General features: G+C 24.6%; 12 protein-coding genes. 11 read left to right on the forward strand and 1 reads right to left on the reverse strand.

From position 1 onward, the window contains the following. Positions 1-8 precede the first annotated feature (8 nt). Both STURON_RS02420 and STURON_RS02425 read left to right on the forward strand, forming a co-directional pair. Positions 9-1,670 carry a DNA/RNA helicase domain-containing protein gene (locus STURON_RS02420; RefSeq protein WP_075048293.1) on the forward strand — a complete coding sequence of 554 codons (1,662 nt, stop codon included), beginning with the start codon at positions 9-11 and terminating at the stop codon, positions 1,668-1,670. 120 nt (positions 1,671-1,790) lie between these two features. Then, positions 1,791-2,186, forward strand: a complete 396-nt coding sequence (locus STURON_RS02425) for a hypothetical protein (protein ID WP_075048294.1) — start codon at positions 1,791-1,793, stop codon at positions 2,184-2,186. Here STURON_RS02425 and STURON_RS02430 read toward each other — a convergent pair. After that, positions 2,176-2,544: a hypothetical protein gene (locus tag STURON_RS02430; RefSeq protein ID WP_075048295.1), complete on the reverse strand. Its 369-nt coding sequence runs from the start codon at positions 2,542-2,544 to the stop codon at positions 2,176-2,178. The two genes, STURON_RS02425 and STURON_RS02430, sit on opposite strands and share 11 nt — an antisense overlap. Before the next feature lie 173 nt (positions 2,545-2,717). Here STURON_RS02430 and STURON_RS02435 point away from each other — a divergent pair, with 173 nt between their 5' ends. The 9 genes from STURON_RS02435 (at position 2,718) to STURON_RS02475 (ending at position 12,606) form a co-directional block, all read left to right on the forward strand. Next, positions 2,718-3,632 carry a J domain-containing protein gene (locus STURON_RS02435; protein ID WP_075048296.1) on the forward strand — a complete coding sequence of 305 codons (915 nt, stop codon included), beginning with the start codon at positions 2,718-2,720 and terminating at the stop codon, positions 3,630-3,632. 177 nt (positions 3,633-3,809) lie between these two features. Continuing rightward, positions 3,810-4,805, forward strand: a complete 996-nt coding sequence (locus STURON_RS02440; protein WP_075048297.1) for a lipoate--protein ligase — start codon at positions 3,810-3,812, stop codon at positions 4,803-4,805. 9 nt (positions 4,806-4,814) lie between these two features. Beyond that, entirely contained in the window at positions 4,815-5,930 is a 1,116-nt protein-coding gene (gene pdhA / locus STURON_RS02445) for a pyruvate dehydrogenase (acetyl-transferring) E1 component subunit alpha (RefSeq protein ID WP_075048298.1), read from the forward strand. Beyond that, on the forward strand, positions 5,930-6,922 hold the full coding sequence (locus STURON_RS02450; RefSeq protein WP_075048299.1) for an alpha-ketoacid dehydrogenase subunit beta: 993 nt from the start codon (positions 5,930-5,932) through the stop codon (positions 6,920-6,922). Before pdhA ends, STURON_RS02450 begins: the two co-directional genes overlap by 1 nt. 17 nt (positions 6,923-6,939) lie before the next feature. Beyond that, entirely contained in the window at positions 6,940-8,295 is a 1,356-nt protein-coding gene (locus STURON_RS02455; RefSeq protein WP_075048300.1) for a dihydrolipoamide acetyltransferase family protein, read from the forward strand. 13 nt (positions 8,296-8,308) lie between these two features. After that, positions 8,309-10,174, forward strand: coding sequence for a dihydrolipoyl dehydrogenase (gene lpdA / locus STURON_RS02460; protein ID WP_075048301.1), 1,866 nt, complete (start codon positions 8,309-8,311; stop codon positions 10,172-10,174). 288 nt (positions 10,175-10,462) lie between these two features. Beyond that, positions 10,463-10,837, forward strand: coding sequence for a hypothetical protein (locus STURON_RS02465; protein ID WP_075048302.1), 375 nt, complete (start codon positions 10,463-10,465; stop codon positions 10,835-10,837). Next, positions 10,821-11,681 (forward strand): hypothetical protein, encoded by an 861-nt coding sequence (locus STURON_RS02470; protein ID WP_075048303.1) that lies wholly within the window; start codon positions 10,821-10,823, stop codon positions 11,679-11,681. Before STURON_RS02465 ends, STURON_RS02470 begins: the two co-directional genes overlap by 17 nt. Before the next feature lie 121 nt (positions 11,682-11,802). Then, positions 11,803-12,606, forward strand: a complete 804-nt coding sequence (locus STURON_RS02475) for a hypothetical protein (protein ID WP_075048304.1) — start codon at positions 11,803-11,805, stop codon at positions 12,604-12,606. Positions 12,607-12,697: the final 91 nt, after the last annotated feature.

The following is a 12,697-nucleotide window of genomic DNA, read 5'->3' on the forward strand; positions in this document are numbered from 1 at the left end:
AATATAAAATGATTTGTTATAAAGCTACAATTAAAGAATTTATACAAGACATTTATTGAAAATCATTTGATCATATTTTTAAAGAACTTTATAATGTTTCATCAAGTAATGAAATAAAATCATGAGAAGTCTCATTAATGGAATTATGAGAAGTAATTGCAATATCAGATTTAAATGAAAGTGTTGATATTTATTTAGAATATAAATTTGATTTTAGTGAATCAAGATGTGATGCTATATTGATTGGTAATGTAAATGGTGTTGATAAAGTTGTTGTGATCGAACTTAAACAACATAAAAATTTCTCATCAAAAAGTAAAGGAAATGATATGCTTCTAAATAAAGGATCTAATTCATATGGTTATTTAGGTTCACAGATATTAAGGTATATAAATTTCTTTGAAACATTTTCAAACATTAATGGACTTATTAAAAAATATGAAATCATAGGTGTGGCTTATTTGCATAATTTAAGTAGAAAGACAGCCAATAATAAAGGATTAAATATAGAAAGTAATGATTGATTTGTAAGAAATACTAATCTAAAATTATTTTTTAAAAATGAGAAAGTTTTTTTTGCCCAATATTTATCTACTTTATTCTATAAAAGTGAAAAAAGTTCTTTTATAAAACTATATGAAGAAAATATATTCTTAAGAGGTTTAAAAACAACACAGGTTTTAAATAATATTACAAGCGAAAAAAGTTTAGTATTGACAGACTATCAATATAAAATGGCAGAACAAATAATTAAAATTATAAAAAGCTCATCAGATGAAAAAAAGTTGTTTATAATTAGAGGTTCTGCAGGTACAGGAAAAACAATTTTTATTTATTATCTCTATTTATTTTTTAAGAATATTAAAAAGTATAAAGATAAAACATATATAATGGCAAGAAATCAAACGTATGTTAAAAATATAAATGCTTATTTAAATGAAAATTATAGATTTAAAAAATCAAGTTATATTGAGAAGAAAAAACCTAAATCTGATCAAATTATATTTTTTGATGAAGGTCAAAGAGTCACTCCAAATCAATTAGTAAAAGCGATTGAAGATTCTAAAGCAGTAATTATTTGTTTAGATGAGAAACAGAAAATTAATAATAAAGATAAGTGAACAATAAACTGATTAATTAATTATTATAAGGAAAAGTATCCCAAAGGAATTTTATATGAAAATACTTTAATAAATAAATTAAGGTTTTTAAATAACACTGAATATATTTCAATGGTTGAATCATTATTTACTGATAATGATTCATTTATTGATAGTTCAAATTCAAATATTAGTTTGTATAATAACCAAAGTGAAATGCATCAAGATATATTAAAGCTTGTTGATGAAAACAAAAATTTAACTTTTAAAGCTTTTAGCATCTTTGATAACAATAAGACTTTTGATAATAAATGACTTAACTCAACATACAAAATAAATGAAATTGCAAGTATTTATTATATACATGGTTTAGAGGTTGATTATGTAATTATATATATATTAAAGGGAATTAAACTTAATGATAGAGATTACGTTTCTTTTAAAGATAAAATATTAACTAACAGGTTTGAGACTTTACTCACAAGAGCTTTAGTAGGAGCTTATATTTATTGTGAAGATGAACCACTTTATAATATTTTAAAAAACAAATTAAAATATAACAAGTTTTAATTTGTTTTTTATTTGGTTTGTTATTTAAAATAAATTCTAATATACTTAATTTATTTTTTTAAAGTAGTTTTAGTTTTAAATCTATATATAATTTATTAGGATATATTTTAAAGGAGAACCATGAAACTGAATAAATTATGTAAATCTGGTGTCATATTGACATTGGTAATTTCTTCTTGTTTATTTATTTTGTATACACACAAAACATTTTATGAAATAACAAATCTTATGATAAGTTATATTAATTATAAAAACCAATCAAACATCAAACAAATTTTGAAATCTGCTTTTTTAATTTTTTATATACTATCTATGTTGATTTTTATGTTATTTATGATTATTTATTCTGCTTATGCATTAAATGAAAAACCAATAAATATTGTTGCACTTGCAATACTTTCAATCATTTTTATATGTATTGTAGGAGGTGTTTTAATTTTGTGTGGTAAACCTAATAAAAAAATTGAAGATTCAAATGTGGAACAAAATAAAGATAATTTAAAAATTAATTATTAATATTTTCATTTTTATTAATTGATTCATATAATGTTTTTAAAAATTTGTTTAAGATAAAAATATTTGCAATTAATATAAGACTTGTTAAAAAAATCTTTTTATTTTTTTCTAGTATTTTTTTTGATAAAACAGCGTCTTTTTCTATTTTATAATATAAAAAAAAGCGTAAAAATATTGGCAATGTTAAAACAAATATAGCAGTAGAAATATAAGATAATGACGATAATATTGTGAATATTGAATCCATATCTTTAAATTTAATTATTAAAAGATATATCATTAATGGAAAAATTAAATATGAAAGTACATCTAAAATACAGATAATTATAAAAAAACTTTTTAAATATTTCTTTGTCATAATTCTTACCTTTAATATATTATACCTTTAGTTCATGTTGTTTTGGTTTTGAGTATCTAATTATTTTAAAAAAAGCTATTATTATTTTTAAGATATTTTTAAGATTATTTATAAACTTTTATATTTAGTTGTATAATTTATTTGAAATAGGATTTAAGTGAAAAATTAAATGTATGCATTCTAAGAATAAAGTAAAAAATAAATTAAACAAAATTTATACAGTGGATGATGTCGAGGACATTAATCAAGATGATGATTTAGCAATATTTTCAAATTATGATGATGAAAATGATTTTAAAAAAATAAACTTTTATAAAACAATTTTTTACAAAGATAAATTTTCAGAGAAAAATTTTAATAATAAATACTTGCTAGAATTATCTTTTAATTATTATAATTTAGCTAATAATTTAAAGGTTAATGAACTATTTTTTGATAGTATAGATTTGAAAAGCTTTAAAATAAAAATATTTGATAGCTATTATAATATTAAAAAGTTTCCATGTTTGATAAAATATAGTAATTTTGATATATTGATTGAATATTTAGATATTAATAACCCATTAATTCTTGCTATTATAAGAACTTGTTATTATAAACTTACATATCATTTTCATAAAATAGTTAATGAAAGTATTAATTTAAACATAATTTATTTTGATAATTACATTAAAAATAAGATTTTTATTAAAGATATTATTAAATTATTAGAAGATCATATTAAAATAATTCTTATTGATGTAATCAATTATATTCTACAAAACAATAACTCAATTGATTATTATGCAGTTAATCTAATTCTTAATAATTTAATACTTAACAAGTCATATAATAGATTTATTAAGTGGTATAAAAATTATTTAAATAACTTTGTAAATAACCTAACAAATAATCATATTGATAACGAAATAAAAAATGCTTTTGATTTTTTTAATCTTAGTTCAGAAAGCTCATATTTGGATTTTAAGGCTAAATATAGAGAACTTTCAAAAAAATACCATCCAGATAATTCTCATAATAATGATGAAGGTCTAATTTTGAAAGTTAATTATTATAAATTAATTTTAGAGAATTTCTATAATATGTAAAATAGTAAATATATTTCATAATACAAAATTAATTCTATAATTATTTAAGTGGAGTATTTAATTTTGTATTTTTTGTTAATATAAAGATTGCTTTAATAAAAGTATGATTGTAAACTTATTGGTAAATAATCATTTATAAGATTATAATAATAATAGAATTGTAATAAGGGGGAGTTTATGTATATCTATAGAACTGATTGTGTAGATCCAAAATATAATTTAGCAACTGAGGAATATTTGACTAAAAGTAATAAGTTTGAAGAACCAATTTTATTTTTATGACAAAATGATAATACTATTGTAGTTGGAAGAAACCAAAATGCTGCTTCAGAAATTAATCTTCAGTCGGCTGAAAGTGATAATGTTAATATAATTAGAAGAAATACTGGTGGTGGGACAGTATTCCACGATTTAGGGAATATGAACTTTAGTATTATATATACAGATAAAGAAAATAAGGGAGTCTCGATGTTCTCGCAAATGTTAGAACCAGTTATAGAAACGCTTAACCGTCTTGGTGTAAAAGCAGAATTCTCTGGTAGAAATGACATTGTACTTAATGGTAAAAAAATTTCAGGTAATGCAATGTGGAAATATAAAGATAGATTTTTACAACATGGTACAATACTATTTAATGCTAATTTAGATAAACTAACTAAATACCTAACAGTCGACAGAGCAAAAATATTGTCAAAGAATATTGCTTCAATCGCAGCAAGAGTGACAAATATAAACTCAGAAGTAGATGAAAAAATAGACATTATGGTATTTTGAGATGAGTTAATAAATACATATAAAAAAAATGACTCAGTAAAAAATTTGGAGCTAACTTCTAATGATATTGAAGAAATTAAATCTATTTATGAAAATAAATATAAAGATCCAAATTGAACATTTACAAAAAATGCTAATTTTGATTATGTAAATAAAACTAGACTTGAAGGTAAAGGAAGTTTTGAAATTTATATGAATGTAATTGATAATAAAATAAAAAACATAAAAATTTTTGGTGATTTTTTAGGTTATTTTGGTACAGAGACACTTGAAGATAAATTAGTAAATGTAGAATATAAAGCAAGTGAAATAAAAAAAGTAATTGAGTCATTGAATATTAAAGATATTTTCGGTGAAAACATTGAAGTTCAAGATATCTTAAATTTACTTATTGAATAAGGAGAAATAATGAAAACTAAATTTTTAAATGTATTTGATCCATTAAAAAATCAAAGAGTTGAATTAATGGATAAAAATGGAAAAGTTTTAAATGAAAAATTAATGCCAAAATTATCTGATAAACAAGTTATTGAAGCATATAAATTAATGAATTTATCAAGAAGACAAGATGAATTTCAAAATAAAGTTCAACGTCAAGGTAGATTATTATCTTTTTTATCTTCTACAGGACAAGAAGCTAGTGAGGTTGGTTATGCATACCCTCTAATTAAAGGAAAAGATTGATTTGTACCTGGTTATAGGAATAATGCAGCTTGATTAACTGTTGGTATGCCAATGAGAAACATAATGTTATATTGAATGGGAAATGAATATGGTTCTAAATCACCAGAAGGAGTTAATTCTTTGCCTCCAAACATAATAATTGGTTCTCAATATTCACATGCAACTGGTATAGCATTTGCAGAAAAATTTAAAAAAACAGGGGGTGTTGCTTTAACAACTACTGGAGATGGTGGAATGAGTGAAGGTGAAACTTATGAAGCAATGAATTTTGCTAAACTACACGAGTTACCTGTGATATTTGTTTGTGAAAACAATAAATGAGCTATTTCTACACCATATGCAAAATCTACTAAAGCAATTAATATTGCTGTAAAAGGGATAGGTGTTGGAGTTCCATCAATAAAAGTTGATGGAAATGATTTTTTTGCAGTTTATGCAGTTGTTGAAGAAGCATTGGATTATGCAAGAAATGGTAACGGACCAGTACTTATTGAGTGTGATACTTATAGACTTGGAGCCCATTCTTCATCTGATAACCCTAAAATTTATCGACCTGAAGATGAATTTCAGGATGCATTAACTAAAGACCCTTTGATAAGAATTAAAAATTACTTAATCAATAAAGGTGTTTGAGATGATAAAAAACAAGAAAAACTTGATAAAGAACAAGATGAATTTATTTCTAATGAATTTGACTACGCAGAAAAAAATAAAAATTACCCTTTAGAGGATGTTTTCAATTTTATTTATGCTGAAAAAACACCTGAGTTAGAAGAACAATATAAAGAAGCAAAAGAATTTTTTGAAAAATATCCTGAAGCAAAAGGAGGACACCACTAATGCCAAAAATTTTAAATAATGTAAAAGCAGTTTCTGAAGCCCTTGATGTAGCAATGGATAAGTGGAAAGAAGTTGTAGTATATGGTGAAGATGCAGGTTTTGAAGGAGGGGTTTTTAGAGCTACAGAAGGATTGCAAGCTAAATATGGAGAAGAAAGATGTTTTGATGCTCCAATTAGTGAAGCATTATTCGCAGGACTTGCAATTGGTATGTCTTTAAATGGATTGAAACCTGTTGTAGAACTTCAATTTGAAGGTCTTGGTTGAGCTTCATTACAAAATATACTTGGACACATGGGTAGAATGAGAAATAGAACTAGAGGAAAATACCCAACCCCAGTAGTTATAAGAATGCCTATGGGTGGGGGAATTAGAGCACTAGAATTGCACTCTGAGGCCATGGAGGCTATATATGCACATACTCCTGGAATTAAAGTGGTATGTCCATCAACTCCTTATGACACAAAAGGCTTAATACTAGCCGCAATTGATTCACCAGACCCAGTGATTGTTTTTGAACCAACAAAACTTTATAGAGCATTCAAACAAGAGATACCAGATGGTTTTTATACTGTTCCAATCGGTGAAGCTTTTAAAATACAAGAAGGAAATGACTTAACTGTAGTAACTTATGGTGCACAAACTGTTGATTGCCAAAAAGCAATAGAAAGTTTTGAAGAAAAAAACCCTGATAAAACAATTGAATTAATTGATTTAAGAAGTTTAAAACCTTGAGATAAAAAAATGATTTGTGATTCTGTCAAAAAAACTGGAAGATTATTAGTGGTACATGAAGCTATAAAATCATTTTCTATATCATCAGAAATTATTGCATCAGTTAATGAAGAGTGTTTTGAATACTTAAAAGCACCATTATCAAGATGTACTGGTTATGATATTGTAATACCATTTGATTCAGGTGAAGGATATCACCAACCAAATCCAATAAGAATACAAGCAAAAATAGAAGATGTATTAAATTATAAATTTTAATACAGAGGAGAGAATATATGTTTAAAGTTAAATTTGCAGATATTGGAGAAGGTTTAACAGAAGGTGTTGTAACTGAAGTGCATGTAAAAGTTGGTGACAATATAAAAAATGGAGAAGCACTATTTAATGTTGAAACAGATAAAGTTAACTCAGATATTTTTGCGCCAGTTGATGGAAAAATATCTAAAGTATTAATAGAACAGGGCCAAGAAATAAAAGTTGGAGATGTTGTAATTGAAATTGATGATGGCAAAGAAAATACTGACTCACCACCAAAAGTATTAGAAGATGTAAAGGATGAAGAAAATGCTTCTGTTGTTGGTGCTACACCAGTATCAAATGATATTATAAACAGAATTAATGTTTCTGATAAACCAAATAATACTAATAATTTTATAAATCAAGAAAGTATTATTGATAATAGTAATGCAAATGTCAAGGCTTCTCCTTTAGCTAGAAAAATGGCTGCAGTATTAGGAGTTGATTTATCAAAAGTTACACCAAGTGGTCCAAATAATAGAATTTTAGCTTTTGATATCCAAAGTTATTCTTCAGAATCAAATAATCACACAAATAATATTGCAAACAATAATGATGCTATTATCTCAAATAGTAAAAATAATAAAAACATTGATTACAATAATCCAAGTATTACTGTTCCTGAATTTAATGAACAACTATCATTTAATTCTGTACCAATGAACCCAATTAGAAAAGCAACTGTAAAAGCTATGGATATTGCTCATAGTAAAGTAGCATCATTTACAGGGTTTAAAAATGTTGATATAACAGAATTAGTTAATTTAAGAAATCAATTAAAAAGTTTTGCAGATACTCAAAGTGTAAAATTAACTTATTTAGCTTTCATAATAAAAGCTGTTACATTATCATTAAAAGATATGCCCAATTTAAACGTTAGAATTGATGAAGAAAATAAAGCAATAAAATTTGCAAATCAAATTAATATAGGTATGGCTTGTGATACACCTGATGGATTAATGGTACCTGTTATAAAGAGTGCTGATAAATTAAGTGTTTTACAAATTGCTGTTAAAATTAATGAATTGGCAAATAAAGCAAGAACAAAAAAATTATCAATGAACGAAATGACTGGTGCAACTTTTACAATCAGTAATTTTGGTTCTGTAGGATTAGATTTTGCAACACCAATTGTAAATTACCCTGAATCAGCAATTTTAGGTGTAGGTACAATAACTAAATCACCTGGTGTTATAAATGATCAAATAGAAATAAGAGATTTTATGCCGTTTTCATTAACTGCAGATCATAAAGTAATAGATGGTGCAGATGCTGGGAGATTTTTACAAAGGGTATCTTACTATTTACAAAATCCAGCAATATTGCTAGTTTAGAGGAGATATAAAAATGTTTAAAGTAAAGTTTGCAGATATTGGAGAAGGTTTAACAGAAGGTGTAGTTACAGAGGTTTTTGTTAAAACAGGAGAAGTTGTAAAAAATGGTCAGGCATTATTTAATGTTGAAACAGATAAAGTTAACTCAGATATTTTTTCCCCAACTGATGGAATAATTTCAAATGTTCTAATAAAATCAGGTCAAGAAATTAAAGTTGGAGATGTCGTTATTGAAATTGATGATGGTAAAGTAGAAAGTGTTGAAAAAGAAAAAAAAGTCACACCAGTTGAAGAAAATGCATCTGTTGTTGGTGCTACACCAGTATCAAATGATTTAATTCAAAGAGGAAGAAAGAGACAGATACCTTTAGTTGAAAAAGTTAATAGTATTTTAGAAAGTCCAAAACCATTTGCTATTCAAAATGGTCCATCAACAGAATTAAAACCTGCTCCTAAATATATCTCTAACAATCCTGAAAATCATTATGATGTTATAATGGTTGGAGCTGGTGTTGGTGGTTATGTTGGTGCTATAAAGTGCTCAAGATTAGGTCTTAAAACTCTTATAATTGAAAAAGAAAAATATGGAGGAGTATGTCTTAATATTGGTTGTATCCCAACAAAAACATTGCTTAAATCTGCTGACTTATTTGAACAAATTACAAAAGCAGAAAAATATGGTATAAAAGTCGATTTAAAAGGAGTTAAGGCTGATTGAGAATCGATACAAAAAAGAAAAACTGATGTTGTTTCTAAATTAACTTCAGGTGTAAAAGGTTTATTGAAAAAAAATAATGTAACAATTGTTGAAGGAAACGCAATTGCATTAGATAAAAATACTATTAAAGTTAATGATTCAAAATATACTTGTGACAACTTGATTATAGCAACTGGTAGTGTACCAAATTCAATGAATTTACCAGGTTCTGATGATGCAATAAAAAGTGGGTTTTTAATTGATTCAACTGGAGCTTTAGAATTACCTAAAATTCCAAAAAATTTAGTAATAATTGGTGGTGGTGTAATAGGTGTTGAGTTTGCCTGTGTATATAAAAGATTAGGTACAAAAGTAACAATATTACAATTTTTACCAACAATACTTGAAATGCTTGATGGTGATGTTACTAAAGAAATGACTAAAGAATTAATAAATAGAGGAAATTTAGAAATAATAACTGGAGCATCTACTAAAGAGTTTAAAAATAATGAAGTTATATATGAAAAAGATGGCAAGCTTCATTCAATTAAAGCTGATTATTGTTTACAGTCAGTTGGTAGAAAAACTGTTACAACCGGTTTTGAAAGTATAGGATTAAACATTAATGAACGTAATCATATAGTAATTAACGAATATTGTGAAACAAATATTGACGGAGTTTATGCAATTGGTGATGTTACTGGAAAAATGATGTTAGCTCATGTTGCTTCATATCAAGGTTTAATAGCAGCTAATAGAATAGCAAGAAGACTTAATAAAGAACATGCAGAAAATTTAATAATGGATTATAATAAAGTTCCAAGTTGTATTTATACACATCCTGAAGTTGCTATGATTGGTAAAACTGAAGAACAATTGAAAAAAGAAGGTATTGATTATAAGGCTTATAAGTTCCCATTTGCAGCAATTGGTAAAGCATTAGCAGATGGTAATACCACAGGTTTTGTAAAATTAATTTGTGAACCAACCTATAAACAAATTATTGGCGCTCATATTATTTCTAATACAGCAACAGATATGATCTCTGAAATTACAACATTAATGGAAGCTGAAGGAACAATTACTGAACTTGCAAAAGCAATACATCCTCACCCAACTTTAAGTGAAGCAGTATGAGAAGCAGCTGAGGCTTTAGAATTTGGAAAGCCTATAAATTTTTAAGTTTAAATTCAATAGTTTATAACCTTATAATTATTACAAATTTGCAATGTTTGAATTAATAATAAATTATGTCGCTTAAATATATTGTTTTATTAATTTTATTTTAACTTTATATAGATTTATTTGTAATATTATATAAATATCATAATATTTAAGTATTACTTCTTTTTAAAATAAAGAAATTAAGTAGAGGTGCAATTTTGTTTGCATTTTTTAAACATATGTAAGTTGATAAATAATCTTTTTCAATGTATAATAATATGGACTCAAAGGAGTTAAAATAAATAAATGAACAATGAAATTAAAATTGTTAAATCAAGAACAAAAAAAATATTAATTATAACAATAATTTCCTTATTTTTTTCTATTGCAGGGCTTATTGGTTTTATTTTTCTTTATAAAGATTTTAGAAAAATGTATTTATTAGCACCTCTTTTTCTTTTTTTAATTTTTTTGATTTGTTGTATTTTGTCTTTAATTGGTGGACTTATATTTTTGTTTAAGAATAGAAAATTAGATTCATTAAAAAAATTAAAAGCTAAAACTGCCTTAGAACTAGGAATATTTTATTTTAAAATCTTATCTATTATTGAACAATTCACTAATTTAAGTGCAAAAAATGCTAGTTTAAATAAAGGTGATGAGTATGAAGAAAAAAAATAGTTTATTAAAGGATTATAAAAAAACGATAAAGAATTATATTAAGTTTTTACCACTTAATTTTTTTGTATATATATTAGATTTATTAGTATTTGCATCATTGGTCTCTATTTTTATAACAAATAGACTTGTTGAAATAGAGTCATTGTCTTGAGTTATTATTTCTCTATGTTTATATACAATTTTCAGGTTTTCATTTTTAAATTGATTTCAAAAAAATAAATATTATAAAAAAATATTAGTATATGATTTTCAAGGAAAAGTTGGCGATGGTGATATGGTCTTGAAAAGAGAAGTATCATATAATTCAATCAGCTTTTGAGTAGTTCTTATAGTTATAAACCTATCTACAGCTGTTATAGTTAATTATGAGGTTTCTACATTTCTTACAAATCAAAAATACATGTTAGCTATAACAAATACATCTTTAAATATGTTATTATTGCCATCTTTTTTATCTTCTTTCCAACAAATTGGCCAAATTGACAAAAGTGTAGCATCAAATTACATTAATTTAGTTAAAGACCAATATTTTTCAAATAAGGATTTATTTGAGAATTGTGAGTTTGAAGATAATTATTTAAATTTAAAGTTTACAAAGAGCGACTTAACATCTAAAAATGGTTTATTTATTTTTGTAGATAAAGATATTTTTAATCAAGCAGATATTGCAGAACTTTATGAAATAAATAAAACTATATTAAATACATATAAAAATATTTGAGAAAATTATTACACATTTTTAAAAAAGAAAAATGAAATAAAAGTTTCAAAAGTAAAATTACAAACTCAATATTGAATTGAAAGAATATATGATCACATCTTTATAGATTTCTTTAATGTTTAATAAAATACCAAAAAAAACACCCAAATTAGTTGGTTTTTAAATGGTATTTTTTTTAATTAATTTGCATTTTTTTTAAAAAGTATCTATAATAGTAATAGAAAGTTTATTGATAGGGTTATATATGATAGAAAATGTGATAAAGAAAGTTAATATTACACGTAAATCAGTCATTAATTATATAGTTTTAGCAATATTTGGTTTATGTTTTTTTGTGTCTACACTACTTGACCCATGCAATGACGAAACTCTTTATAAAAGAATAACAATTTTTAAAATTGTTTTTGGAATTTTAATTGTTTTGTGAATTTTATTTAAGTTTTATTTAGAAATGTCTAGATTAATCAAGAGATTTAGATTAAGTTATGGTTTAGTTAAAAGTTATGATTGGTTTTTAAGAATTGAAAATCTTTGAACATTTATTAAAACTTTCTTATTAATAATACCTTTTTTTGCATTAGACATATATTGGTTTTTAACCACAATAAATAAAATGGAAGATTTTGAGATTTTTTCACTTGAACTTGCAAATAGTTTTTCAGGAGATTTTCTTAATAAATTTGGATTTTTAACTAATCAAAAGTTATTTTTGGTAGGTGCAACATTTATGTGAGCAGTTTTTGCATCTTTAAGTTTAGCTACAATAGTTTATATAGGTTATAAAATCTCTATGAAAAGATTCACAAATAGATTAATAAAAAATATTGAAAAAATTTCAAATAATTGTAAACAATCTAAAGAATACAAAGAACTATTAGGTGATAACACAACTGAATTAAATAAAGATAAAGAAAATATCGAAAAAACATGTTTTTTCATTAGAGAAAAAAGCATTTTTATTGTTGTTAAAATCAAATTCTCAGAAATGTGAAAAGATGTAAAAAAAGGAACGTGGCCACCTCGATTAATAAATTTCGGGGAATATTAATTTAATTACAAGTGTTATGATTTTATTTATCTGTGCATAACATTTGTTGTGCATATGAAATATATAAGATAATATAAAAGAGTTTTAATAA

This window comes from Spiroplasma turonicum, from assembly GCF_001262715.1.
In the GTDB taxonomy this organism is placed as follows: Bacteria; Bacillota_I; Bacilli_A; order Mycoplasmatales; family Mycoplasmataceae; genus Spiroplasma_A; species Spiroplasma_A turonicum.